Origin of the sequence: Pseudomonas wayambapalatensis, from assembly GCF_049942315.1 — a bacterium.
Taxonomy (GTDB): domain Bacteria; phylum Pseudomonadota; class Gammaproteobacteria; order Pseudomonadales; family Pseudomonadaceae; genus Aquipseudomonas; species Aquipseudomonas wayambapalatensis.
Window position 1 is genome coordinate 1 of the sequence record NZ_JBNFMU010000181.1, and the last position, 23,866, is coordinate 23,866.

Sequence of the window (23,866 nt, forward strand, 5' to 3'; positions counted from 1 at the left end):
TTTTTTTTTCCTTTGGCGGCCACTCCCCCTCCCATATGTTTCCCACCTTTTGGGGGAGTTTTTTCCCCCGCTAAGGCTGCAAAGCAGCCCCAATCACTGATTCAGCGTACGACGATCCCGCGCGACGCCATGTAGGCCTTCGCCTCTGGCACCGTGTACTCGCCGAAGTGGAAGATGCTCGCCGCCAGTACCGCACTGGCATGCCCTTCCAGAATCCCGTCGGCCAGGTGCTGCAGGTTGCCCACGCCACCGGAGGCAATCACCGGAATCCCCAGCGCGTCGCTGATGGCACGGGTCACGCCCAGGTCGAAGCCATTCTTCATACCGTCCTGGTCCATGCTGGTCAGCAGGATCTCGCCGGCGCCCAAATCTTCCATCTTCTTCGCCCACTCCACCGCATCCAGGCCGGTAGGCTTGCGCCCGCCATGGGTGAAGATTTCCCAGCGCGGCGTTTCGCCTGGGCCAGAAACCTTCTTGGCGTCGATGGCCACGACAATGCACTGCGAACCGAAACGGTCGGCAGCTTCGCCAACGAACTCAGGGTTGAACACCGCAGCGGTGTTGATCGAAACCTTGTCGGCACCAGCGTTGAGCAGGTTGCGGATATCCTGCACGGTACGCACGCCACCCCCGACGGTCAGCGGGATGAACACCTGGCTGGCCATGCGCTCGACGGTATGCAGGGTGGTATCACGGCCATCGACACTGGCGGTGATGTCCAGGAAGGTGATCTCGTCGGCGCCCTGCTCGTTGTAGCGACGGGCGATTTCCACCGGATCACCCGCATCACGGATGTTCTCGAACTTGACGCCCTTGACCACCCGGCCGTTGTCCACGTCCAGGCAAGGGATGATGCGCTTGGCCAGTGCCATGGTTCAGTCCTCAGCCTTGGTAGTTGTCGCAGAAGGCCTGGGCCTCGGCGACATCGAGGGTGCCTTCGTAGATGGCACGCCCGGTAATGGCGCCGATGATGCCCGGGGCCTTGGCGTCCAGCAGGGCCTTGATGTCACCCAGGTTGTGAATGCCTCCCGAGGCGATCACCGGGATCGAGGTGGCTTCGGCCAGGGCCTTGGTGAAGGGCACGTTGCAGCCCTGCATCATGCCGTCCTTGGCGATATCGGTGTAGACGATCGCCGAGACGCCATCGGCCTCGAAACGCTTGGCCAGGTCGATGACCTGTACCGAGCTCACTTCGGCCCAGCCGTCGGTGGCGACGAAGCCGTCCTTCGCGTCCAGGCCGACGATGACCTTGCCCGGGAACGCCTTGCAGGCCTCGGCGACGAACTCAGGCTGCTTGACCGCCTTGGTGCCGATGATCACGTAGCTGACACCAGCCTTGACATAGTGCTCGATGGTTTCCAGCGAACGGATGCCGCCGCCGATCTGGATCGGCAGGTTCGGGTAGCGCTTGGCGATGGCGGTGACCACTTCGCCGTTGACCGGCTGGCCCTCGAAGGCGCCATTGAGGTCGACCAGGTGCAGGCGGCGGCAGCCACCCTCCACCCACTTGGCAGCCATGCTCACCGGGTCGTCGGAGAATACCGTCGAGTCTTCCATGCGGCCCTGGCGCAGGCGCACGCAGGCACCGTCCTTCAGATCGATAGCGGGGATAATCAGCATCTTGGAAACCTGTTCTAATCGGTGGAGTTCAGGGCTTCTCGAGCGCCCACAGGTCGCTTTCGATGCTCTCGAACCGCTCCTTGAGGTGCAGTTGAACATCGGCAATCGCCCTGTTGTAGTAATGGGGTGCAATTTCCTTGCTGAACAACTCGAGGACCTCGGCCACCTCGAACGAACCGAGCGTCAGCTCGAAGCGCTCTTCAAGGAAGCGCTTGAGCACATCGAGCGCCTCGCGCTCCTGCTCGGGGGCCAGGGTGATGACCGGGGCCTTGGTCTTCGACCTGCTCATTTACCAGCGCCCGTCCCAGGCGACGAAGTTCTGCAGCAGCTGCAGGCCGTGCGTGTGGCTCTTTTCCGGGTGGAACTGCACGGCGAAGCGCGAGCCGTCGGCCAGCGCAGCGGCGAAGTCGACGCCATAGTGGCCGCGACCGACCACCTGGCCCGGCTTGCCGGCATTGATGTAGTAGCTGTGCACGAAATAGAAACGCGCGCGGTCCGGGATGTCGTGCCACAGCGGGTGGTCGATGCACTGGCTGACTTCGTTCCAGCCCATGTGCGGCACCTTCAGGTGCTCGCCGTCTTCCTCCAGGCCTTTGCCGAAGAAGCGCACCTGGCCGGGGAACAGGCCGATGCAGTCGACGCCTTCGTTCTCCTCGCTGTGCTCGAGCAGCGCCTGCATGCCGACGCAGATGCCGAGGAAGGGGCGGTCCTGGCTGACTTCACGCACCAGGCTGTCGAAGCCCAGGCGACGGATCTCGGCCATGCAGTCGCGGATAGCGCCGACGCCTGGAAACACCACGCGATCGGCTTCGCGGATCACCGCAGCGTCGCTGGTGACCAGCACCTTGCCAGCGCCCACATGCTCGAGGGCCTTGGCCACCGAGTGCAGGTTGCCCATGCCATAGTCGATGACGGCGACAGTCTGCATCACAGGCATCCCTTGGTCGACGGCATCTGGCCGGCCATGCGCTCATCGAGCGTCACGGCCATGCGCAGGGCGCGGCCGAAGGCCTTGAACACGGTTTCGATCTGGTGATGGGTGTTGTGACCGCGAATCGTGTCGATGTGCAGGGTCACCAGGGCGTGGTTGACGAAGCCCTGGAAGAACTCCTGGAACAGATCGACGTCGAAACCGCCCACCGAGGCGCGGGTGAACGGCACATGCATCTGCAGGCCGGGACGGCCGGAGAAGTCGATGACCACGCGCGACAGCGCTTCGTCCAGCGGCACGTAGGCGTGGCCGTAGCGGAAGATACCCTTCTTGTCGCCGATGGCCTTGGCGAAGGCCTGGCCGAGGGTGATACCGACGTCTTCGACGGTATGGTGATCGTCGATATGCAGGTCGCCCTTGCATTCGATGTCCAGATCGATCAGCCCGTGCCGGGCGATCTGGTCGAGCATGTGTTCAAGGAAAGGCACACCGATATCGAATCGGGCCTTGCCGGTGCCATCCAGGTTGATCGAGGCCTTGACCTGGGTTTCCAGGGTATTGCGCTCGACGGAAGCCTTACGTTCGACCATCACCAGCTCCGCAAAATCATTGGGCGAAAAGGGCTCCATTATAGGCCCAGAATGCGCCGGCTTGAAACGCGGATGACGTGTGGCAGCACAAAGCATTCGCGGGCAAGCTCGCTCCCACAGGGTCCTTTTGCCCTTGTGGGAGCGAGCTTGCCCGCGAAAGGGCCCTTTCAGGCCCGGCAAATCAGTGCATCAGTGGAACAGCACTGCCGTCTTCTGCAGAGTGATCCACACGCCCCAGGCCAGCGGAATCACCACCACGGCCCAGGCCAGCAGCACCAGCGGCAGGCTGCCCGGAGCGGCATGCCACTCCAGCGCCTGCGCGCCATCGGCGCCCTTGTCGTGGCTCAGCGCGCGCTCGGCAGCGAGCTCGGCGTCGGTCATGAAGTACTTGTCGGCCACCGGGCGCACCAGCAGGTTGCAGATGAAGCCCAGCACCAGCAGGCCGGCGAGGATGTACAGGGTCATGTCGTAGGCTGCCGCGCGCGGCACACCTGCCGCCAGCTGCGATTCGCGCAGGTAGGTGATCAACACCGGGCCCAGCACGCCGGCCGCAGCCCAGGCGGTCAGCAGGCGACCGTGGATGGCGCCGACCATCTGCGTGCCGAACAGGTCGGCCAGGTAGGCTGGAACGGTGGCGAAACCGCCGCCGTACATCGACAGGATGATACAGAACGCCGCCACGAACAGCGCCACGTTGCCGATATGGCCCATGTTCGGCACCAGGGTGTAGAGGCCCACACCGATGGCGAAGAAGGCGAAGTAGGTGTTCTTGCGCCCGATATAGTCGGAGAACGATGCCCAGAAGAAACGCCCGCCGATGTTGAACAGGCTGAGCAGGCCGGTGAAGCCGGCAGCGATGGCAGCGATCTGCGCCAGTTGCGCGGCGTTCAGCTCGCTGAAGCTCAGGTCGTTGCCCAGCAGCTTGCCGCCGAACACTTCCTGCAGCAGCGGCGAGGCCATGCCGAGGATGCCGATACCGGCCGAGACGTTCAGGCACAGGACCAGCCAGACCAGCGCAAACTGCGGGGTCTTCCAGGCTACGCTGACGTGCACGTGGCGGTCGGTGACCATGGCGTTGGCCTTCTTCGCCGGCGGCGTCCAGCCTTCAGGCTTCCAGCCGGTCGGCGGCACGCGGTAAGCCAGGGCGCCAGCGGTCATGAACACGAAGTAGATGGCCGCCATGGCGACGAAGCTCTGCCATACGCCGACTTCCTGGCCGTTGGCGAAGTGCCCCATCAGCGCAGTGGCCAGCGGTGCACCGACCATGGCGCCGCCGCCGAAGCCCATGATCGCCATGCCAGTGGCCATGCCGCGCTTGTCCGGGAACCACTTGATCAGCGTGGAGACCGGCGAGATATAGCCCAGCCCCAGGCCGATGCCGCCGATCACACCCGAACCCAGCCACATCAGCCACAGCTGATGGGTCTTCACCCCGATTGCCGAGATCAGCAGGCCACCGCACCAGCACAGCGCCGATACCAGGCCGGCCTTGCGCGGGCCGGCGTGTTCCAGCCAGCCACCCAGCACGGCGGCCGAACAGCCGAGGAAGACGAAGAACAGGGTGTAGATCCAGCTGAGCATCGAGATCTGCCAGTCGCAGTCGGCGCTGAACAGGCGGGCGATGAAGCCCATGTCAGGCGAGCAAGCGACCGGTGCGGTGATGCCGATGGCCTGGGACAGGGGCAGCCAGAACACCGAGAAGCCATAGGCCATGCCGATGCACAGGTGAATGGCCAGGGCGGCCGGTGGAACCAACCAGCGATTGAACCCCGGCCGGGCGATGATGCGCTCCTTGGACAGGAAGCCCGGCGCGCTCGCCGCTGCTCCTGCCGTAATGCTGCTATTCATGGATTCGATCCTTTTATAGGTAGACTGCGCTTTCGGACCGGATCCTTGGCTTTTTCGCGGCACACAAGGCGAAATTGGCACCGTTTTCGGCGTCGTCGCCCCGCGACAATAGGTCGCGGTCACTCCGGAAGCTGCGCAAGGTTACCAGCATAAGATGACGGTGAGATCAATCTGACATCGTTATTTTTCATAAAACTGAACCGGTACAGGTCGGATGCGCAACCGTTTGCGATCGGCAGTGACCTTTTCGCGGGCTTCCGTGGGAGCGGGCTTGCCCGCGAATGAGGCCAAAGAGACCCAAGCGTGGAACTGCCCTGACCATAACTGTCGAAGCGATACTCAGAAGCGATGGTCACGGCGCTATACTCTGCCGCTTGAATTCACCTATCGGACTACAAGGACTCGCCCATGAAAGCGTTCGGCAAATTCCTGGGGCTGGGACTTCTCGGGTTGTTGCTGATCATCGTGGCGCTGGGCTTCGCCCTGACCCACCTCTTCGATCCCAACGACTACAAAGACGAAATCCGCCAGCTGGCCCGCAACAAGGCCCACGTCGAGCTCACCCTCAACGGTGACATCGGTTGGAGCCTGTTCCCATGGCTGGGCCTGGAACTGCACGAGGCGAGCATCGCCACGCTGAACAACCCCAAGCAGCCGTTCGCCGACCTGCAGATGCTCGGCCTGTCGGTGCGCGCTCTGCCGCTGCTGCGCCGCGAGGTGCAGATGAGCGATGTGCGCATCGAGGGCTTGAACCTTACGCTTCTGCGCGACGAACACGGTCATGGCAACTGGGAGGATATCGGCAAGCCGCTCCCCGACCCGAACGCCAGCCCTGATGCGCCGCCCCCGGCTGCCGATGGCACCCCGACAGCGACCCAAGCGCAAGCCAGCAACGAACGCACGGTGAAACTGGACATCGACAGCCTGACCGTCAACAACGCTCGGGTGCAGTTCACCGACGAGCAGAGCGGCAAAAGCTATGGCGCCGAAAGCATCCAGTTGAGCAGCGGCCCCATCCACGACGGGGTCAACACCCCGATCAAGGCCAGCGCCTTCCTCAGCGCCAGTGAGCCGAACATCAAGGCCCGTACCGAACTGGTCGGCGATCTGCGCTTCGACCGCAAGCTCAAGCGCTACAGCCTCGAAGACATGCGCCTGTCTGGCGAAACCTCGGGCGAGCCGACCGCTGGCAAGACCGTGACCTTCGCCGCCCAAGGCCAGGTGCTGGTCGACCTGGGCGCCAACGTCGCGTCCTGGAGCGGCCTGAAGGTCTCGGCCAACCAGCTGCGCGCCCTCGGCGAGCTGAGCCTGCGCGACCTGGACAAGGCACCACAACTCAGCGGCGGGCTGTCCATCGCCCAGTTCGACCTGCGCACCTTCCTCGACGGCATCGGCCATCCGCTGCCGGCAACCGCCGACCCGACCGCCTTCGCCAAGCTGGAATTGGTCGGCCGCCTGCAAGGCACCCAGAACTCCATCGCCATGGAAGACCTGGCGGTGAAACTCGACCAGAGCACCTTCACCGGCCGCGTCGCCGTCGAAGACTTCGCCAAGCAAGCCTTGCGCCTCCAGCTCAAGGGCGACACGCTCAACGCCGATCGCTACCTGCCGGCCAAGAGCGAAGAAGCCAAGGGTGCCAAGGCCGCACGCCAGGCCGAGGTCAAGCAGCAGGAGGCCAGTGCGATCGCAGGTGCCGGTACCTCGCCACTGCCCAGCGCCCCCACTCAAGTAGCCTGGAGCACCGACAAGCTGCTGCCGGTCGATCGCCTGCGCGCCCTCGACCTGCAGGCCGACCTGTCGTTCGGCACCCTGACCCTCGACAAGCTGCCGATCACCGATGCACAGCTCAAGGCCAACGGCCAAGGCGGCCTGGTCACCCTGGAGACCCTGCGCGGCGGCCTGTACAACGGCACCTTCGAGGCCAAGGGTACGGTCGATGTGCGCCCTGCCGTGCCGCAACTGGGGGTGAACACCCGCATCAACCGGGTGCCGGTCGAGCACTTCATCAAGCGTGAAAGCCCCGATCAGGCGCCGCCGGTCAAAGGCCTGCTGACGCTGTCCAGCGACCTGACCGCCACCGGCAACAGCCAGAAGGCCCTGATCGACACGCTCAACGGCAACGCCAGCTTCACCATCAACGACGGTGTGCTGGTCAACGCCAACCTCGAACAGCAGCTGTGCCAGGCCATCGCCACCCTCAACCGCAAGCAGCTCAGCGGCGAGCCACGGGCCAAGGACACGCCCTTCCAGGAGCTGCGCGGCACGCTGGTGGTGCGCAATGGCGTGGCCAGCAACCCCGACCTCAAGGTGCGCATCCCGGGCCTGACCGTGAACGGACAGGGCGATCTGGACCTGCGCGTGCTGGGCATGGACTACGGCGTCGGCGTGATGGTCGAAGGCGACCAGCGCGCCATGCCCGACCCGGCCTGCCAGGTCAATGAGCGCTATGTCGGCGTCGAAGTGCCGCTGCGCTGCCGCGGCCCGCTCGAGCTGGGGGCCAAGGCCTGCCGCCTGGACCAGGACGGCCTGGGCAAGGTTGCCGCAAAACTTGCCGGCAACCGCCTGAAAGACAAGATCGACGAAAAGCTCGATGAAAAACTCGGCGACAAGGTGAGCCCAGAATTGAAAGATGCGCTCAAGGGGCTGTTCAAACGATGAGCCCCCAGCAGTTCTCCAGCGCCGTGCTGACGTGGTTCGATCAGCACGGCCGCCACGACCTGCCCTGGCAACAGGGCATCACTCCCTACCGGGTGTGGGTGTCGGAAATCATGTTGCAGCAGACCCAGGTCAGTACCGTGCTCAACTACTTCGACCGCTTCATGCAGGCCCTGCCCACCGTGCAGGCTCTGGCCGAAGCGCCGGAGGACGAAGTACTGCACCTGTGGACGGGCCTGGGCTACTACACTCGCGCGCGCAACCTGCAGAAGGCGGCGAAGATCGTCGTCGCCCAGCATGACGGCGAGTTCCCACGCAGCGTCGAGGCCCTGACCGAGCTGCCCGGTATCGGCCGCTCCACCGCAGGCGCCATCGCCAGCATCAGCATGGGCATCCGCGCGCCGATCCTCGACGGCAACGTCAAGCGCGTCCTGGCGCGCTTCACCGCCCAGGCCGGTTACCCCGGCGAGCCCAAGGTGGCCAATGCGCTGTGGGCCGCAGCCGAGCGCTTCACCCCCATGACCCGGGTCAACCACTACACCCAGGCGATGATGGACCTGGGCGCCACGCTGTGCACCCGCAGCAAGCCCAGTTGTCTGATCTGCCCGCTGCAACAGGGCTGCGAGGCGCACCTGCTCGGCGACGAGAAACGCTACCCAGAACCCAAGCCGCGCAAGGCCCTGCCCCAGCGCAAGACGCTGATGCCGCTGCTGACCAACAACGAAGGCGCCATCCTGCTCTACCGCCGCCCCTCCAGCGGTCTGTGGGGTGGCCTGTGGAGCCTGCCGGAGCTCGACAGCCTGGCGCAGCTCGACGACCTCGCCTACCAGCACGGCCTGCGCATGACCCAAAGCCAGGCGCTGCAAGGCCTGACCCACACCTTCAGCCACTTTCAGCTGGCGATCGAGCCGTGGCTGGTGCGTGTCGACCCGCTCGGCTCGCACGTGGCCGAGCCCGACTGGCTCTGGTATAACCTCGCCACCCCGCCGCGCCTGGGCCTCGCAGCCCCGGTCAAGAAGCTGCTCGCACGCGTGGCCGACGAATTGACTGCAGGAGACCCCCGATGACCCGCACCGTGAAGTGCCGCAAGTACAACGAAGAACTGCCAGGCCTGCCACGCCCGCCCTACCCCGGTGCCAAGGGCCAGGACATCTACGAGCACATCTCGCAGAAGGCCTGGGATGAGTGGCAGAAGCACCAGACCATGCTGATCAACGAGAAACGCCTGAACATGATGAACGGCGAAGACCGCAAATTCCTACAGGCGGAAATGGACAAGTTCTTCGCCGGCGAGGAATACGCCCAGGCCGAAGGCTACGTTCCACCCAGCGAGTGAACCCGATCAGGACGGTTGGCTGTACAAAAAACAGCCAACATGCGTAAGCGACGGAATTAATTTAAAAAATTTTCAAAAAGTCGTTGACGCAAGGTCTGAAAACCTTTTTAATTCGCCCCGTCGCCCAGATAGCTCAGTCGGTAGAGCAGAGGATTGAAAATCCTCGTGTCGGCGGTTCGACTCCGTCTCTGGGCACCACCATTAAGCATCGGGTGGTTGCAAAGTTACCCGAAGCGACACAAGAAACCCGCCTAGTGCGGGTTTTTTGTTGCCTGTGATTTCTCCCTCCTCTGTTGATCAAGAGTGGTCTTGCCTAACCGGCCATCATTGACCAGCATCAAAAAGCCACCAACCGCACCGCCCTAAACTGCGCCATGGACACCCGATCCCCGAAAGGACCTCCATGAGCGACGATTCTCCCCTCCCCCTTGCCAACCCCGTCGAAGCTGCCCCGGCTACGCCACTGCGCACACCGCGCCCTCGCAAGCGCAAACCGCAAGCATCCATCACCCGGATCAGCCAGCAGCCTGCCGCCCTGGAAGTCGCCAGCGCCCGTAAAGGCAGCAACGAAGACAGCACCAGCGCGCGCCTGCCAGCCAGCTACCCCTATCGCACACGCATGCGCCGCCAGGAGTACGAAAAGGCCAAGCACGCGCTGCAGATCGAGCTGCTGAAGGTGCAGAGCTGGGCGAAAGATACCGGCCAGCGCATCGTGGTGCTGTTCGAGGGGCGCGATGCGGCGGGCAAGGGCGGCACCATCAAGCGCTTCATGGAACACCTGAACCCGCGGGGAGCGAGAATCGTCGCGCTGGAAAAGCCGTCCGAGCAGGAAAAGGGCCAGTGGTACTTCCAGCGCTACATCCAGCACCTGCCTACGGCGGGCGAAATGGTGTTCTTCGACCGCTCCTGGTACAACCGCGCCGGGGTCGAGCGGGTCATGGATTTCTGCTCACCGTTGCAGTACCTGGAGTTCATGCGCCAGGCACCTGATCTTGAGCGGATGCTGTGCAACAGCGGCATCCTGCTGTTCAAGTACTGGTTCTCGGTGAATCGCGAAGAACAGCTGCGCCGCTTCATCTCCCGGCGGGACGACCCACTCAAGCACTGGAAGCTGTCGCCAATCGACATCAAGTCACTGGACAAGTGGGACGACTACACCGCCGCCAAGGAGGCGATGTTCTTCCACACCGACACCGCCGATGCACCCTGGACAGTGATCAAGTCCGACGACAAGAAGCGCGCCCGGCTCAACTGCATCCGGCACTTCCTGCACTCGCTGGATTACCCAGGCAAGGATCACAGCGTCGCCCACGCGCCAGACCCGCTGCTGGTGGGTCGTGCCGCTCGCGGGTTCGAGGAAGAGGAGGCCACGGAGCTGGCCAGCTGAAACAAAAACGCCACCGTCGATACGGTGGCGTTTTCGTTGTGCGATGCCTTGCCTTCAGCGCCAGACAGCAACCAGAGCCTCGAGCTCCGCTTCGCTAAGCAGGCCTTGAGGGTAGCGACCATCCAGAAGGCGGCGCGTATCGGTCTTCCTGACCCGGATGTTTCCATGGTGCTTCAACCATTGCGCCAGCACCTTGAGCGATTCGTGATTGATCGCCATTGGAGACAAAGCCGACTCACTTGCTGCATTCATTTCGACACGTACTCCCCGGGGCCGTGAGCGGCTAAATTACTGTGGGATTGTTACAGAACAGCGTGGACCGCCGCCCCGAAACACCCCAGGGAAATGCAATACAAGAGCTGTGCCAGCGCGTGGAAAAATCGTTTGCGCAAACAAAAAGGGCCTGTCGTTCGACAGGCCCTTCCAGTGTTCGGCGATCAGCGCTTGACCGGTGCCGGTTGCTGCTGGGTGAGGCAGTGGATGTTGCCACCGCCCAGCAGCAGCTCGCGACCTGGGATCATCACCACTTCATGGTCCGGGAAGACCTTGGCCAGAATCGCTCTAGCCTGGGCATCTGCCGGGTCGTCGAAGCTCGGCGCGATGATGCCGCCGTTGACGATCAGGAAGTTCACGTAAGAGCCGGCCAGGCGCACCGACGGGTCACGCTCCTGGCTGCCGGCGACCTGGTCGACCCCGGCGCATTCTTCCTCGGTGGCGAACAGCGGCCCGGGAATGGGCATCTTGTGCACCACGAACTCGCGTCCCTTGGCATCACGGGTGTTTTTCAGCACCTCGTAGGCGGCGTGGCAGCGTGCATAGTTGGGGTCGTTGGAATCATCGGTCCAGGCCAGTAACACTTCGCCCGGGCTGACGTAACAGCAGAAATTGTCGACGTGGCCGTCGGTTTCGTCGTTGTACAGGCCGTCGGGCAGCCAGACGATGGTCTCCACTGCCAGATGCTCGCGCAGCACTTCCTCGATCTGCTCACGCGTGAGGTGCGGGTTGCGGTTGCGATTGAGCAGGCACTCTTCGGTGGTGATCAGGGTGCCTTCGCCGTCCACGTGGATCGAACCGCCTTCGAGCACGAAGCCTTCGGTGTGGTAGCGCTGGCAGCGTTCCATTTCCATGACCTTGGCGGCCAGTTCTTCGTCACGGTTCCAGGGCGCGTACAGGCCGCCGTCGAAACCGCCCCAGGCATTGAAGCCCCAATCCACGCCGCGCACTTCGCCGTGATCGTTGATCACGAAGGTCGGGCCGGTGTCGCGGACCCAGGCGTCGTCGTTGCTGATCTCGACCACGCGGATATTGGGCAGGTCGAGCTGGCGGCGGGCGTTTTCATACTGGCCCGCAGATACCGCCACGGTGACCGGCTCGAAGCGGGCAATGGCCTTGGCCAGGGTGACGTGCGCCGCCTGCGCGGGCTTGCCGCCCAGGCGCCAGTTGTCCGGGCGCTCCGGCCAGACCATCCATACCTGGGTTTGCGGAGCCCACTCCGCAGGCATGTGGAAACCGTCGGCGCGGGGAGTCGAGTTCAGGGTCTTCATGAGTAGCCTCTGGATGGCCCGGCAGAATGGTGCCAGGGTTGGTTGTTCAGGTGTCTGCAGGGCCCCTTCGCGGGCAAGCCCGCTCCCACAGGGGCAGCGAATACGACCAATCTAACCGATAGATATCGACTTTTAAAGCCTGAAATAAAATCGAAATAGATAATTCAGGAAATTTAATCGATATAAATCGATTTAAATCAACTCAGCTCCGTCAGGACACGATCCACGCAATCGACGAAGTAGTCCACGCTCTGGCGCGTGGTACACATCGGCGGCTTGATCTTGAGGATGTTCAGGTAGTCTCCCGTGGGCTGCATGAAGATCCCCAGGTCGCGCAGGCGATCGCACAGGACCATGGTCTCCTCGGTCGCCGGTTCCAGTGTCTGGCGGTCACGCACCAGTTCCAGCCCCAGGTAGAAGCCCGAGCCGTGGGCGGCACCGGCAAGCGGATGTTTATCGACCAGCGCTTGCAAGCGCGCCTTGAAGTGGCGGCCAACATCGCGGGCGTTGTCCCAAAGCCCTTCGTCGCGCATCACATCCAGCACCGCCATGCCGATCCGGCAGCTCACCGGGCTGCCGCCGGCCGAGGAGAAGAAATAGCCCTCGGCCTCGAGCGCCTCGGCGATGTCGCGGCGGGTGATCACCGCACCCAGCGGCTGGCCATTGCCCATGCCCTTGGCCATGGTGATGATGTCCGGCACCACGCCCTGCTCCTCGAAGCCCCAGAAGTACTCGCCCAGGCGACCATAGCCCACCTGCACTTCATCGGCGATGCACACGCCGCCGCGCGCCCGCACCTTGGCATAGGCCTCGCGCAGGTAGCCCTTGGGTAGCGAGATCCCGCCGGCATTACCGTACACCGGTTCGCAGATCATCCCTGCCAACTGGCGGCCACGGGCATCCAGATCGGCGAGCTTGGCGTCGACATCGCGCAGGTAATCGCTGGCGCTGTCGGCGCCGCGGTAACGGCCGCGGAACGTATTCGGCGCCTCCACCGGATGGACCCAGTCCGGCCGGGTTTCCAACGCCTGCGGATTGTCGGCGATCGAGGTGGAGATGGCATCGGTGGCCACCGACCAGCCGTGATAGGCCTCCAGCACGCTGAGCAGGTCACGCCCGCCGCTGTAGGCCCAGGCCAGACGAATCGCCAGGTCGTTGGCCTCGGTGCCGCTGTTGACCAGGAACACCCGGTCGAAGCCTTCCGGCGCCAGCTCGAGCAGGCGCTCGGAAAACTCGGCGATGGCCGCGTAGTGGAAGCGCGAGTTGGTATTGACCAGCGACCACTGCCGCGCCGATTCGGCGACCATGCGCGGATGCCCATGCCCGAGCACCGCCACGTTGTTGAGCATGTCCAGGTAGGAACGCCCCTGCATGTCGATCAGGTAGTTGCGCCAGCCGCGCTCGATATGCGGCGGCTGGGCGTAGTAGTGCTTCTGCGAGCGGGCGAAGCTGGCATCGCGCCGCGCCAGCAGGGCCTGGGCGTCCACCAGTGGCTCGGCATCGCAATCGAAGCCCAGCAGTGCCGTCGGCGACGGGCAAAGCGCCAGCCAGGCCTTTGCCTGGGACGGTTTGGCAAAGAACGGCGGCGCAATGTTGGGGTCCAGGCACAACTGCACGCTCAGGAAGCCACAGGTCGACCCCAGCACCTGCCCCTTGTGCACCGATTCGCCATCCTCTGGCGCCTGCTCCAGGCCGCTCAGCCACAGCCCCCAACCGGCGATGCTCAGACACCCGCGGCCATCCCCCGTGCTCAGCCAGATACCGGTTTGCGGCGCGTGCAACACCGTACCGCTCGGCAGGTTCAGTTCCACGCCCAAGGCACAGGTGGCAGGCTCGTCCGGGCGGTCAAAATGGGTTTGCGACAGACGGTACTGCCCATACAGCGTGGTGGCGGGAGCCGGCTGGGCAAGCAACAGGCGCTGGTCGAATCCGGCCTGCTGCCAGTTTCCAGCCTCGCAGTGCGGGCTCAGCACACCGAGATCGAGCCGACCCACGGTCTGGCCGGCCAGGCTCGGCAGCAGTGCTGCGCAGTCGCCGAGGTCCAGGGTGTCGGGGGCAAAACCTGCCGTCTGCAGGATCGCCGCTTCCATCAATGCGGCAGGCACCGCAGTGGCGGTATCGAAGATTTCCCACTCATGGGCGATGTTGTCGCGGGTGTACTGGTTGTCCGGATCGACGGTGAGTTGCTGCTCGCTGCTCAGCACCAGCACTGCGGAACGGTTGAGCACCAGCGGCCACAGGGCGCGCAATTCGGCTTCGCTCAGCGGATTGACCGCCTGGTAGGCCGCAACCACCGGCAGGATGCGCAGCGGATCGCCCTCGGCATGGTGCAGCAAGGCTGCGCAGGTGACCGAGAGGTCGGCGATACGCCAGGTGTGTGACAGATCGCCGAAGTCGATCACACCTTGCGCCTGCCACTGACGGTGCTCGTCAAGCGACCAGACCACGTTGTCATCGGTGATGTCCAGATGCACCGCCTGCGTCGGAAGCTGTCCGGCCAGCGGCTGCAGACGCGCCCGCGCCTGACTGGCCACACCCTCGACGCGCTCGCGCCGGGCCTCGTCCTTGATGACCGGCAGCAGGTGCTCGATCAACGCCTCGGCATGCCGCGGATCCCACTGCAGCGTGCGCTCCAGCCCCGGGTGCTCGAAGCCGACCAGGGCCTTGTCGAGTTGCGCGCACAGCGCCCCCAGCTCGGCCATCAGCCGATCCGGCATATGCTTCAGACGGGTCAGTGGCTGGCCGTCGATGTATTCGAGCACGCGGCAACGCAGGGCCTGGCCGCCGATCTCCAGCGCCAGCAAGCCCTCGCCACCCAGCGCTGCACGCACCGCAGGCACCGGCAGGCCCTGGGTGCGCAGGTAGGCCAGCGCGGCATGCTGTGCCTCGAGCTCGACCTGGGCATAACTGCCGTGGCAGAGCTTGAAGACGAAGCGCCCCTGCTCGCTGTCCAGCCGGTAGTTCACGTCCTGCTGGCTGCCAAGGGGCACCAGCGCGCCGTGCAGGCCGTAATACGCCTGCAGGGTATGGCTGGCCTGCGCCTCGGAAACCTCGGGACGTGGAAGGCTGGAGCGGTGGATCAGGGTGTGCAACGGCATGGTGCGAACCTCGGCCTCTTTTTTGCTTATATCGCCATTACCACTGCCCGGAAGCAAGGGGGTGAGACGCAGACAGTCGTTGCCAACCTGCAACGATCATTGCCAAAGGCGCGCCCCAGAAGGCCTGGTATCGCCCGCTGTCCATCAGGAGTTCGTTGTCGATGTCCGCTGCACCACTGTTGTTGTCGCCCCTCCCGCACCGGCTCCTTGACGCCGGGGCATCGTCGCGCAGGCTGCATGCGTCAGAAGTTCGTCACAAACGCGCGGGGGCATACGCATGAAGAAGGTCGCCATCCTGCAGTCGAACTACATCCCCTGGAAAGGTTATTTCGACCTGATCGCCGCCGTGGACGAGTTCATCCTTTACGACGACATGCAATTCACCCGACGTGACTGGCGTAATCGCAACCAAATCAAGACTCCCCAGGGCGTGCAATGGCTGACCGTGCCGGTTCAGGTCAGAGGGCGCTACCACCAGGCGATCCGCGAAACACGGATCGACGGGCACGACTGGGCCGCCAGTCACTGGCGGTCCCTCGAAGCGAACTACAAGCGTGCGCCGTATTTCGACGAAATCAAACAGTGGCTGCGACCGATCTATCTCGAAGAGCAGTTCGACCATCTCAGCCCGCTGAATCGTAGGCTACTCCAGGCCGTCTGCCACTACCTGGGCATCGGCACACGCATCAGCCACTCCTGGGACTATCGCCTGGGTGAAGGCAAGAGCGAGCGTCTGGTCGACTTGTGCCAGCAAGCCGGTGCCAGCGAATACCTTTCCGGCCCGGCCGCGCGCGACTATCTGGACGAAAGCCTGTTCGCCGCACAGGGCATCGCCGTCAGTTGGTTCGACTACAGCGGCTACCCCCAATACCCGCAGCAGTGGGGTGATTTCACCCATGGCGTGAGCATCCTCGACCTGCTGTTCAACTGTGGCCCGGACGCACCGCGGTTCATGAAGCACATACGGTCATCGGCTCCTGAATCCACCGCGCCGACGGGCGCAGCACCCGACATGCGAGTCTCCCCATGAGCAATGCACTAGACAGCTACATCGGCGCCTACAGTGATCGTTTCGGCTTCGCTTTCGACAACGACATCATGCTCAACTGGTATCCCCAGCGGATCATGAAGCTGTGTCAGGAGCACCACTCGATTCTGGAACTGGGCGTCGGCCACGGTTTCTCGACCAACCGCTTCTCGCGCTTCTTCGCCTCGCACACGGTGATCGACGGATCGCCCTCGGTCATCGCCCAGTTCCGCGAAAACTACCCCGACAGTCCGGTCGAGATCGTCGAAAGCTATTTCGAGCATTTCGACACCGAGCGGACCTTCGACCTGATCGTGATGGGCTTCATCCTCGAACACGTCGACAACCCGCAGCAGGTCCTGGAACACTTCCGCCGCTTCCTCGCGCCTGGCGGCCGGCTGTTCGCCCTGGTGCCCAATGGCGAGTCGCTGCACCGGCGTATCGGCCATGCGGCAGGCAAGCTCGACGACATGATGAAGCTGGGCCAGGGCGATCTGGAACTCGGTCACCAGCGCACCTACTCGGTCAGCCGCCTGACCGATGAGCTGGAGCAGGCCGGCTATCGCATCGTGCGCAAGGAAGGGGTGTTCCTCAAGCCGCTGATGACCTCGCAACTGCAGCCACTGGGGCTGTCCAACGAGATCATCGAAGGGATGTGCACGGTCGGCATCGACTACCCCGAGCTCTGCTGTGCACTGATGTTCGAGGCCCAGGTCGAGCCGACATGAGAAGCCTGTTGATCGGCAGCACTTCGGTCATCGGCCAGGCCATCGCCGCCCGGCTTGCCAGGCTGGGCGAAGTCAGGACTGCGGGGCGTCGCGAAGCGGACTTCCCGTTCGATCTGGAGCAGGCAGACAACCCGCCCTTCGCTGGCGGGCACTTCGATACCGCGGTGCTGGTGGCCGCCGCCTTCGGCGGGACCTCCAGCCAAGCGCTGATCCAGGCCGAGCAGGTCAACGCGGTCGGTACCCTGCGCGCTTGCGAGCTTGCTGCGCAGAGCGGCGCCCGGCACCTGATCCTGGTGTCTTCGGTGTTCGCAGGCTTTAGCGCCGACGACCCTCACTACAACATCTATTCGCTGTCGAAGCGCCATTCCGAGGAGCTTGCACAGCTGTTCTGCAAGCAACGCGAAATCGCCCTGACCATCCTGCGTCCCAGCCAGGTCTACGATGCAGCCGGTGCCTGCCGCAAACACCAGGGGCTGCTGTACGTCATCGCCGAAACGGCGCGTGCAGGCAGGACAGTGCAGCTGTATGGCAACAACGATGCGCAGCGCAACTACCTGTTTCTGGACGACCTGGCCGAGATCGTGAAACGCGTGGCGCAGCGCACGGTGGTCGGTCGCTTCGACTGCGTGCACCCGCACAGCCCCAGGCTGTCCGAGATCGCCGAAGCGGCCTTTGCTGCCTGCGCCCGCCCTGCCGAAATCCACTTCCTACGGGACAAGCCGGACATCGCCGATATGCCGGCCATGCAGGCCGATGCGCAACTGCACCAGGCCATCGACTATTGGCCAGCCACTGACATCCGTACCGGCCTGCAACTGATGCAGGCTCATCAGGAGGCCCAGCAATGACCACGGCAATGGTCACCGGCGTCGGCGCGATCATGGGCTATGGCCTGCTGAAATCGCTGCGCGCCGCCGACCCGACACTCACGTTGCTGGGCACCGACATCTACGACGATGCGGTCGGCCAGGCCTGGTGCGACCACTTCGAACAGGCACCGCTGACCGCCGACCCCAGGTATCAGGACTGGCTGCTGCGGATGATCGAGCAGTATCGGGTCGAGCTGCTGATTCCCGGCATCGAGCAGGATGTGCACTGGCTCGACCAACACCGTGACGTGCTGGCTGCCAGCGGCTGCCGGATTGTGCTCAACGACGCCCGACTGATCAGCCTGTCGCGCGACAAGTACGCCATGGACCAGGCCCTGCTGGCACTTGAAGACGACGCCCGCATCCCCAGCCATCTGACCGGCGACTTTGCCTCGCTTTCGCAGCAACTCGGCCTTCCGTTCCTGCTCAAGCCGCGACGCAGCTATGCCTCCAAGGGCCTGGTGTGGGTCCGCGAAGAGCGCGATTTCATACCCTGGGCACCCCTTCTCGGGGAGGTGCTGATGGCCCAGCCGATCATCGGCAGCGCCAGCCAGGAGTACACCGTGGCGGTGTTCGGTGACGGCCAGGGCGGCATCTGCGCCGCGATCACCTTCCAGCGCAGCCTGGCCTCTGACGGCTCCACAGCCAAGGCCAAAGTGCGCCACGACGCCAGCCTGGATGCCGTGGTGCTGCGCCTGTGCCAGCACTTCAAACCGGTCGGGCCCACCAACCTGCAGTTCCGCCGGGCAGACGACGGCACCTGGAAGCTGCTGGAGATCAATCCACGGATCTCTTCCACCAGTTCCATCCGCACCGCTTTCGGCTACAACGAGGCCGCCATGTGCCTGGCCTGGTATCTCCAGGGCGAGAAGCCCCGGCAACCAGAGGTCCGCGCAGGTTTTGCGGTGCGCTACATCGAGGACTACGTGGTTCATGATCGGGATCATTTCTGACATCCACGGCAATTTCGCCGCGCTGTCCACTGTGCTCGCCGAGCTCGACCGGATGGGTGTGGACGAGATCATCTGCCTGGGCGACACCGCCGGTTACTACAGCCAGATCAACGAGTGCTGCGATACCTTGCGCGCTCGCGGGATCTTCTCGCTGATGGGCAACCACGATGCCTACATCGCACTCAACCAGCCCTGCCCACGCTCCAACAGCGCCAATGCCTGTCTGGACTACCAGCGTGAGGTGCTCAGCGCCGACAACCGCCGCTGGCTCGAAAGCCTGCCGGAGCGCGCCAGCCTGCACGGCCTTGAGCTGATCCACGGCGGCTGGAACGACCCACTGGACGAGTATCTCGAGCCCAGCGAGGCCTACTTCGCCGAACGCCCGGGGCGCTTCTTTGCCTCCGGCCACAGCCATGTGCAGTACCTCTGGCAAGGCCGCGAAAAGGCCTGGTGCAACCCTGGCTCGGTCGGCCAGCCCCGCGACGGCGACCCTCGGGCCGCCTTCGCCACCTGGGATGGCCAACGCTTCACGCTCTGTCGCATCGCCTACGACATCGAGGCCGCGCAACGCGCCATGGCACATGCTGGCTTCACCGAGTACTTCTACGAAAACCTTGCCAAGGGCACGCAGATCGGCGGGCGCATCAGCGCGATCCGCAGCGACCTTCCGCCCGCGAACGCTGCAGGAAACCGCCCATGAGCCTGGAAAAGATCCCCTTCAACCGCCCCTACATGACTGGCAAGGAGTTCCACCACATTGCCGAGGCCAACCTGGGCCAGATGCTTGCCGGCGACGGACCGTTCACCAAGCGCTGCCATGCCTGGCTCGAGGAACGTACCGGCAGCGGCAAGGCGCTGCTGACTCACTCCTGCACCGCGGCACTGGAAATGTGCGCGCTGCTGCTCGACATCCAGCCCGGCGATGAAGTGATCATGCCGTCCTACACCTTCGTCTCCACCGCCAATGCTTTCGTCCTGCGCGGCGCAATACCGGTGTTCGTCGACATCCGCGAGGACACGCTCAACCTCGACGAACGCCTGATCGAGGCCGCCATCACTCCCCGCACCAAGGCCATCGCCGTGGTCCACTACGCCGGCGTCGCCTGCGAGATGGACAGCATCCTGGCCATCGCCCGCAGGCACGGCCTGAAGGTGGTGGAGGATGCCGCGCAGGGCGTCATGTCCAGCTACAAGGGGCGCGCGCTGGGCAGCATCGGGGATCTGGGCGCGTTCAGCTTCCATGAAACCAAGAACGTCATCAGCGGCGAGGGTGGTGCCCTGCTGGCCAACGATCCAGAGCTGGTGATGCGCGCGGAAATCATCCGCGAGAAGGGCACCGACCGCAGCCGCTTCTTCCGCGGCCAGGTAGACAAGTACACCTGGCAGGAGGTCGGATCGTCGTTCCTGCCCGGCGAGCTGACCGCTGCCTTCCTCTGGGCACAGTTGCAGGAAGCCGAAGCGATCACCAACAGCCGCCTGGCCACCTGGGAACGCTACCACCACACCCTCGCCGGCCTCGAGGCGGATGGCCTGCTGCGTCGTCCGATCATCCCGCAGGACTGCCAGCACAATGCCCATATGTACTATGTGCTGCTCGCCCCGGGCATTGACCGTCAGGCTGTGTTGCAGAGGATGCGAGACGAAGAGGTGTATGCCGTGTTCCACTATGTGCCACTGCATTCCTCGCCCGCCGGCGAGCGCTACGGACGTGCACATGGCTCGATGCAGCTCACCGACGAACTGTCAGACCGCCTGGTACGCCTGCCGCTGTGGTGCGGCCTGGGCGAAGAACGCCAGGACCGAGTGATTTCAGCCTTGAGTACCGCGCTCGCGCGCCTTTGAACCAAAGGCTGTTACGCGCCTGCAGCACAATGCCACCTACCACCAGCAGGATAGTCACACCCCATGCGTATTCTCATTACCGGCGGTGCCGGCTTCATCGGTTCGGCGCTGATCCGCTACTTGATCGGCCATACCGACAACGAAGTTCTGAACCTCGACAAGTTGACCTACGCTGGCAACCTCGAGTCGCTGCGCGGCATCGCCGACAACAGCCGCTATGAGTTCGTCCAGGCCGATATCGTGGATCAGGAGACCGTCAGCGCTGTCCTCGAACGTTTCCAGCCTGACGCGATTATGCACCTGGCCGCCGAGTCCCATGTGGACCGCTCCATCGACGGGCCGGCAGCATTCATCCAGACCAACATCACCGGCACCTATACCTTGCTGGAGGCCACCCGCGCCTGGTGGAGCCGCCAGCCGGAAGATGCGCGCGACGCGTTCCGCTTCCACCACATTTCCACCGACGAGGTGTATGGCGACCTGCACGGTGCCGACGACCTGTTCCGCGAAACCACGCCTTATGCCCCAAGCTCGCCCTACTCGGCCAGCAAGGCGGCATCCGACCACCTGGTCCGCGCCTGGCATCGCACCTACGGCCTCCCGGTGCTGATCACCAATTGCTCGAACAACTACGGCCCGTATCATTTCCCCGAGAAACTCATCCCGCTGATGATCCTCAACGCCCTCGCCGGCAAGCCACTGCCGGTGTACGGCAACGGCCAGCAAGTGCGTGACTGGCTGTTCGTCGAGGACCATGCCCGCGCGCTGCTCAGGGTGGTGACCGCAGGCAAGGTTGGCGAGACCTACAACATCGGCGGGCACAACGAACAGAAGAACCTCGATGTGGTGCGGGCGCTCTGCAATCTGCTCGAAGAGCTCGCGCCCCAGCGCCCCGCCAACATCGCCCACTTTGCCGACCTCATCACCTTCGTCCAGGACCGCCCCGGCCACGACCTGCGATACGCCATCGACGCGAGCAAGATCGAGCGCGAGCTGGGCTGGGTGCCGGAGGAGACCTTCGAGTCCGGCCTGCGCAAGACCGTGCAGTGGTACCTCGACAACCTGGAATGGTGCCGCCACGTCCAGGATGGCAGCTACCAGGGTGAACGCCTGGGCAATTCCGACTTCAAGGACCTGATCGCATGACCAAGGGCATCGTCCTCGCCGGAGGCTCCGGTACTCGCCTGCACCCCATCACGCTTGGCGTGTCGAAACAGCTGTTGCCGATCTACGACAAACCGATGATCTACTACCCGATCTCGGTGTTGATGCTCGCTGGCATCCGCGACATCCTGCTCATTTCCACTCCCCAGGACTTGCCGCAGTACCGCCAGCTGTTCGGCGACGGCAGCCAGTTCGGCATCAACCTCAGCTACGCCGAGCAGCCCTCGCCTGATGGCCTGGCCCAAGCCTTCCTGATCGGCGAACACTTCATCGGCGACGATTCGGTGTGCCTGATCCTCGGCGACAACATCTTCCACGGCCAAGGCTTCAGCGAACAGTTGCTGCGTGCGGTCAACCGCCCCTCCGGGGCGACGGTGTTCGGCTACTTGGTCAAGGACCCGGAGCGCTTCGGCGTGGTCGAGTTCGACGCGCAGGGCAATGCCCTGTCCATCGAGGAAAAACCGGTCGCACCGCGCTCCAGCTACGCGGTGACCGGCCTGTATTTCTACGACAACGATGTGATCGAGATCGCCAAGGGCGTGCGCCCTTCGCCTCGGGGCGAACTGGAAATCACCGACATCACCAACGCCTACCTCAAGCGCGGCGACTTGAGGGTCGAACGCTTCGGTCGCGGGTTCGCCTGGCTCGATACCGGCACCCACGACAGCCTGCTGGAGGCTTCCCAGTACGTGCAGACCATCGAGCACCGCCAGGGCCTGAAAGTGGCGTGCCTGGAAGAAATCGCCTATCAGAAGGGCTGGATCTGCCGGGAAAGGCTGCTGGCCAAGGCCAACGAACTGAAGAAAACCGGCTACGGCCAATACCTGAGCAAACTGGCTGAAGAAACGCCATGAACGTCATCAATACCGCAATCCCCGAAGTCCTCATCATCGAACCCAAGGTGTTCGGTGACAGCCGTGGTTTCTTCCTCGAAAGCTTCAATGCCCGCACCTTCGCCGAACGTACCGGGGTCGATGTCGAGTTCGTTCAGGACAATCATTCGCGCTCCCAGCGGGGCGTGCTGCGCGGTCTGCACTACCAGTTGCAGAACCCGCAAGGCAAGCTGGTCCGCGTGACCCAGGGCGAGGTGCTGGACGTGGTCGTGGACATCCGCCGCGGCTCGCCAACCTTCGGGCGCTGGGTCAGCGCACGCCTGTCTGCCGAGAACCACCACCAGATGTGGGTCCCTGCTGGCTTCGCCCACGGTTTCGTGGTGCTCAGCGAGTCGGCCGACTTCCTGTACAAGACCACCGACTATTACAACCCCGCAGCCGAGCGCTGCATTCGCTGGGACGATCCGCAGTTGGCCATCGACTGGCAACTTGAGTCGGAACCGCTGCTGTCAGCCAAGGACCAGTCCGGGGTGCTGCTTCAGGACGCGGAGCTGTTCCCATGAAGATCCTCGTCTGCGGCCGCAACGGCCAGGTCGCCCAGGCCCTTCAGCAGGCGCTGGCCGGGCTTGGCGAACTGCACCTGCTCGGCCGCGACCAGCTCGACCTGGCTCAACCCGAGGCCATGCGTGAGCCTCTGCGCCAGCTCGCCCCCGACCTGATCATCAACGCCGCGGCCCACACCGCGGTGGACCAGGCCGAGAGCGAAGCGCCACTGGCCTACGCGATCAACGCCGAAGGTCCGCGCGTGCTGGCCGAGGAAGCCGCACGCCTGGGTACGCCGCTGATCCACTACTCCACCGACTACGTGTTCGACGGCAACAAGACAACGCCCTATGTCGAGGACGACCCGGTGCATCCGCTGGGTGTTTACGGCCAGAGCAAGCTCGCAGGCGAGCAGGCGATTGCCGCAGTGGGCGCCCAGCACCTGATCCTGCGCACCAGCTGGGTGTACTCGCTGCATGGACGCAACTTCCTGCTGACCATGCAACGCCTGCTGCAGGAGCGCCCGCAGCTGAAAGTGGTCGACGACCAGATCGGCGCACCGACCTGGGCCGGGACGATCGCCGCCAGCACCCGCGCCTTGATCGAGCGCTGGCAGGCCGGCCAGGCGGGTGCGTGGGGGACCTATCATCTGACAGCCCAGGGCAAAACCTCCTGGTTCGGCTTCGCCCAGGCCATCGCCGAGCAGTTGAAGGCCCGCGGCCTGCCCTGTGCCGAACTGCTGCCGATCCCCAGCAGCGAATACCCGACCCCGGCCCGCCGCCCGCTCAACTCACGCCTGGACTGCTCACGCCTGGCACGTGAATGGCAGGTCAGCCAGCCGCATTGGCAGCAAGCGCTGATCGACTGCCTGAAGTAGCGCATAATTGCGCCAGTTCAT

Annotated in this window: 23 protein-coding genes and 1 tRNA gene; 15 read left to right on the top strand and 9 right to left on the bottom strand. The window is 64.0% G+C overall.

Annotation, left to right across the window (positions count from 1 at the left end; all coding sequences use genetic code 11):
* Positions 1-101: 101 nt before the first annotated feature.
* From hisF to ACPZMI_RS13305, 6 genes are all read right to left on the bottom strand, one after another.
* Positions 102-872 carry an imidazole glycerol phosphate synthase subunit HisF gene (gene hisF / locus ACPZMI_RS13280; RefSeq protein ID WP_426352394.1) on the bottom strand — a complete coding sequence of 257 codons (771 nt, stop codon included), beginning with the start codon at positions 870-872 and terminating at the stop codon, positions 102-104.
* Positions 873-882: 10 nt separating this feature from the next.
* On the bottom strand, positions 883-1,620 hold the full coding sequence (gene hisA, locus ACPZMI_RS13285) for a 1-(5-phosphoribosyl)-5-[(5-phosphoribosylamino)methylideneamino]imidazole-4-carboxamide isomerase (protein ID WP_023382794.1): 738 nt from the start codon (positions 1,618-1,620) through the stop codon (positions 883-885).
* A gap of 28 nt (positions 1,621-1,648) precedes the next feature.
* Entirely contained in the window at positions 1,649-1,909 is a 261-nt protein-coding gene (locus ACPZMI_RS13290) for a DUF2164 domain-containing protein (RefSeq protein ID WP_186667454.1), read from the bottom strand.
* The gene (hisH, locus tag ACPZMI_RS13295; protein WP_054891709.1) at positions 1,910-2,548 is read right to left on the bottom strand and encodes an imidazole glycerol phosphate synthase subunit HisH; all 639 of its coding nucleotides are present in this window, start codon (positions 2,546-2,548) and stop codon (positions 1,910-1,912) included.
* Positions 2,548-3,141, bottom strand: a complete 594-nt coding sequence (hisB, locus tag ACPZMI_RS13300) for an imidazoleglycerol-phosphate dehydratase HisB (protein ID WP_054891708.1) — start codon at positions 3,139-3,141, stop codon at positions 2,548-2,550. Before hisB ends, hisH begins: the two co-directional genes overlap by 1 nt.
* 189 nt (positions 3,142-3,330) lie before the next feature.
* Positions 3,331-4,989, bottom strand: a complete 1,659-nt coding sequence (locus ACPZMI_RS13305) for an OFA family MFS transporter (protein WP_186667453.1) — start codon at positions 4,987-4,989, stop codon at positions 3,331-3,333.
* Positions 4,990-5,397: 408 nt separating this feature from the next.
* On the opposite strand from ACPZMI_RS13305, the gene ACPZMI_RS13310 reads away from it, so the two are divergent.
* The 5 genes from ACPZMI_RS13310 to ppk2 all read left to right on the top strand — a co-directional run bounded on the left by ACPZMI_RS13310 (position 5,398) and on the right by ppk2 (position 10,367).
* Positions 5,398-7,647 carry an AsmA family protein gene (locus ACPZMI_RS13310; RefSeq protein WP_426352395.1) on the top strand — a complete coding sequence of 750 codons (2,250 nt, stop codon included), beginning with the start codon at positions 5,398-5,400 and terminating at the stop codon, positions 7,645-7,647.
* On the top strand, positions 7,644-8,711 hold the full coding sequence (gene mutY / locus ACPZMI_RS13315; RefSeq protein WP_186710232.1) for an A/G-specific adenine glycosylase: 1,068 nt from the start codon (positions 7,644-7,646) through the stop codon (positions 8,709-8,711). Before ACPZMI_RS13310 ends, mutY begins: the two co-directional genes overlap by 4 nt.
* Complete coding sequence (locus ACPZMI_RS13320; protein ID WP_125930973.1) at positions 8,708-8,980, top strand: oxidative damage protection protein; 273 nt, start codon at positions 8,708-8,710, stop codon at positions 8,978-8,980. Before mutY ends, ACPZMI_RS13320 begins: the two co-directional genes overlap by 4 nt.
* A gap of 122 nt (positions 8,981-9,102) precedes the next feature.
* A tRNA-Phe gene (locus ACPZMI_RS13325) sits at positions 9,103-9,178 on the top strand.
* Between the two features lie 205 nt (positions 9,179-9,383).
* Positions 9,384-10,367 carry a polyphosphate kinase 2 gene (gene ppk2 / locus ACPZMI_RS13330; protein WP_238348364.1) on the top strand — a complete coding sequence of 328 codons (984 nt, stop codon included), beginning with the start codon at positions 9,384-9,386 and terminating at the stop codon, positions 10,365-10,367.
* Between the two features lie 54 nt (positions 10,368-10,421).
* Here the strand turns inward: ppk2 and ACPZMI_RS13335 are convergent, their stop codons facing one another.
* The 3 genes from ACPZMI_RS13335 to ACPZMI_RS13345 all read right to left on the bottom strand — a co-directional run bounded on the left by ACPZMI_RS13335 (position 10,422) and on the right by ACPZMI_RS13345 (position 15,009).
* Positions 10,422-10,619, bottom strand: coding sequence for a hypothetical protein (locus ACPZMI_RS13335; protein ID WP_186667450.1), 198 nt, complete (start codon positions 10,617-10,619; stop codon positions 10,422-10,424).
* Between the two features lie 185 nt (positions 10,620-10,804).
* Positions 10,805-11,911 carry an agmatine deiminase gene (gene aguA, locus ACPZMI_RS13340; protein ID WP_186667449.1) on the bottom strand — a complete coding sequence of 369 codons (1,107 nt, stop codon included), beginning with the start codon at positions 11,909-11,911 and terminating at the stop codon, positions 10,805-10,807.
* 197 nt (positions 11,912-12,108) lie between these two features.
* Positions 12,109-15,009: an aminotransferase gene (locus ACPZMI_RS13345; RefSeq protein WP_426352396.1), complete on the bottom strand. Its 2,901-nt coding sequence runs from the start codon at positions 15,007-15,009 to the stop codon at positions 12,109-12,111.
* Between the two features lie 277 nt (positions 15,010-15,286).
* On the opposite strand from ACPZMI_RS13345, the gene ACPZMI_RS13350 reads away from it, so the two are divergent.
* From ACPZMI_RS13350 to rfbD, 10 genes are all read left to right on the top strand, one after another.
* Complete coding sequence (locus ACPZMI_RS13350; protein ID WP_186667447.1) at positions 15,287-16,039, top strand: WbqC family protein; 753 nt, start codon at positions 15,287-15,289, stop codon at positions 16,037-16,039.
* On the top strand, positions 16,036-16,764 hold the full coding sequence (locus ACPZMI_RS13355; protein ID WP_054891698.1) for a class I SAM-dependent methyltransferase: 729 nt from the start codon (positions 16,036-16,038) through the stop codon (positions 16,762-16,764). The genes ACPZMI_RS13350 and ACPZMI_RS13355 overlap by 4 nt, the downstream gene beginning before the upstream one ends.
* On the top strand, positions 16,761-17,612 hold the full coding sequence (locus ACPZMI_RS13360) for an NAD-dependent epimerase/dehydratase family protein (RefSeq protein ID WP_426352397.1): 852 nt from the start codon (positions 16,761-16,763) through the stop codon (positions 17,610-17,612). The genes ACPZMI_RS13355 and ACPZMI_RS13360 overlap by 4 nt, the downstream gene beginning before the upstream one ends.
* A complete protein-coding gene (locus ACPZMI_RS13365; protein WP_426352398.1) occupies positions 17,609-18,586 on the top strand; it encodes an ATP-grasp domain-containing protein in 978 nt (325 codons plus the stop codon). Before ACPZMI_RS13360 ends, ACPZMI_RS13365 begins: the two co-directional genes overlap by 4 nt.
* Positions 18,567-19,286 carry a metallophosphoesterase family protein gene (locus ACPZMI_RS13370; RefSeq protein WP_186667444.1) on the top strand — a complete coding sequence of 240 codons (720 nt, stop codon included), beginning with the start codon at positions 18,567-18,569 and terminating at the stop codon, positions 19,284-19,286. Before ACPZMI_RS13365 ends, ACPZMI_RS13370 begins: the two co-directional genes overlap by 20 nt.
* Positions 19,283-20,428, top strand: coding sequence for a dTDP-4-amino-4,6-dideoxygalactose transaminase (gene rffA / locus ACPZMI_RS13375; RefSeq protein ID WP_426352399.1), 1,146 nt, complete (start codon positions 19,283-19,285; stop codon positions 20,426-20,428). The genes ACPZMI_RS13370 and rffA overlap by 4 nt, the downstream gene beginning before the upstream one ends.
* A 63-nt stretch (positions 20,429-20,491) precedes the next feature.
* Positions 20,492-21,574, top strand: a complete 1,083-nt coding sequence (gene rfbB, locus ACPZMI_RS13380; protein ID WP_186720190.1) for a dTDP-glucose 4,6-dehydratase — start codon at positions 20,492-20,494, stop codon at positions 21,572-21,574.
* Complete coding sequence (rfbA, locus tag ACPZMI_RS13385) at positions 21,571-22,446, top strand: glucose-1-phosphate thymidylyltransferase RfbA (protein WP_186720191.1); 876 nt, start codon at positions 21,571-21,573, stop codon at positions 22,444-22,446. The genes rfbB and rfbA overlap by 4 nt, the downstream gene beginning before the upstream one ends.
* Positions 22,443-22,988: a dTDP-4-dehydrorhamnose 3,5-epimerase gene (gene rfbC / locus ACPZMI_RS13390; protein WP_426352400.1), complete on the top strand. Its 546-nt coding sequence runs from the start codon at positions 22,443-22,445 to the stop codon at positions 22,986-22,988. Before rfbA ends, rfbC begins: the two co-directional genes overlap by 4 nt.
* On the top strand, positions 22,985-23,845 hold the full coding sequence (gene rfbD / locus ACPZMI_RS13395; protein ID WP_426352401.1) for a dTDP-4-dehydrorhamnose reductase: 861 nt from the start codon (positions 22,985-22,987) through the stop codon (positions 23,843-23,845). The genes rfbC and rfbD overlap by 4 nt, the downstream gene beginning before the upstream one ends.
* Positions 23,846-23,866 lie beyond the last annotated feature (21 nt).

Bases quoted from the DNA above. Each gene is read 5' to 3' on its own strand.
- hisF (WP_426352394.1), bottom strand. From the start codon at position 872: ATGGCACTGGCCAAGCGCATCATCCCTTGCCTGGACGTGGACAACGGC.
- hisA (WP_023382794.1), bottom strand. From the start codon at position 1,620: ATGCTGATTATCCCCGCTATCGATCTGAAGGACGGTGCCTGCGTGCGC.
- ACPZMI_RS13290 (WP_186667454.1), bottom strand. From the start codon at position 1,909: ATGAGCAGGTCGAAGACCAAGGCCCCGGTCATCACCCTGGCCCCCGAG.
- hisH (WP_054891709.1), bottom strand. From the start codon at position 2,548: ATGCAGACTGTCGCCGTCATCGACTATGGCATGGGCAACCTGCACTCG.
- hisB (WP_054891708.1), bottom strand. From the start codon at position 3,141: ATGGTCGAACGTAAGGCTTCCGTCGAGCGCAATACCCTGGAAACCCAG.
- ACPZMI_RS13305 (WP_186667453.1), bottom strand. From the start codon at position 4,989: ATGAATAGCAGCATTACGGCAGGAGCAGCGGCGAGCGCGCCGGGCTTC.
- ACPZMI_RS13310 (WP_426352395.1), top strand. From the start codon at position 5,398: ATGAAAGCGTTCGGCAAATTCCTGGGGCTGGGACTTCTCGGGTTGTTG.
- mutY (WP_186710232.1), top strand. From the start codon at position 7,644: ATGAGCCCCCAGCAGTTCTCCAGCGCCGTGCTGACGTGGTTCGATCAG.
- ACPZMI_RS13320 (WP_125930973.1), top strand. From the start codon at position 8,708: ATGACCCGCACCGTGAAGTGCCGCAAGTACAACGAAGAACTGCCAGGC.
- ppk2 (WP_238348364.1), top strand. From the start codon at position 9,384: ATGAGCGACGATTCTCCCCTCCCCCTTGCCAACCCCGTCGAAGCTGCC.
- ACPZMI_RS13335 (WP_186667450.1), bottom strand. From the start codon at position 10,619: ATGAATGCAGCAAGTGAGTCGGCTTTGTCTCCAATGGCGATCAATCAC.
- aguA (WP_186667449.1), bottom strand. From the start codon at position 11,911: ATGAAGACCCTGAACTCGACTCCCCGCGCCGACGGTTTCCACATGCCT.
- ACPZMI_RS13345 (WP_426352396.1), bottom strand. From the start codon at position 15,009: ATGCCGTTGCACACCCTGATCCACCGCTCCAGCCTTCCACGTCCCGAG.
- ACPZMI_RS13350 (WP_186667447.1), top strand. From the start codon at position 15,287: ATGAAGAAGGTCGCCATCCTGCAGTCGAACTACATCCCCTGGAAAGGT.
- ACPZMI_RS13355 (WP_054891698.1), top strand. From the start codon at position 16,036: ATGAGCAATGCACTAGACAGCTACATCGGCGCCTACAGTGATCGTTTC.
- ACPZMI_RS13360 (WP_426352397.1), top strand. From the start codon at position 16,761: ATGAGAAGCCTGTTGATCGGCAGCACTTCGGTCATCGGCCAGGCCATC.
- ACPZMI_RS13365 (WP_426352398.1), top strand. From the start codon at position 17,609: ATGACCACGGCAATGGTCACCGGCGTCGGCGCGATCATGGGCTATGGC.
- ACPZMI_RS13370 (WP_186667444.1), top strand. From the start codon at position 18,567: ATGATCGGGATCATTTCTGACATCCACGGCAATTTCGCCGCGCTGTCC.
- rffA (WP_426352399.1), top strand. From the start codon at position 19,283: ATGAGCCTGGAAAAGATCCCCTTCAACCGCCCCTACATGACTGGCAAG.
- rfbB (WP_186720190.1), top strand. From the start codon at position 20,492: ATGCGTATTCTCATTACCGGCGGTGCCGGCTTCATCGGTTCGGCGCTG.
- rfbA (WP_186720191.1), top strand. From the start codon at position 21,571: ATGACCAAGGGCATCGTCCTCGCCGGAGGCTCCGGTACTCGCCTGCAC.
- rfbC (WP_426352400.1), top strand. From the start codon at position 22,443: ATGAACGTCATCAATACCGCAATCCCCGAAGTCCTCATCATCGAACCC.
- rfbD (WP_426352401.1), top strand. From the start codon at position 22,985: ATGAAGATCCTCGTCTGCGGCCGCAACGGCCAGGTCGCCCAGGCCCTT.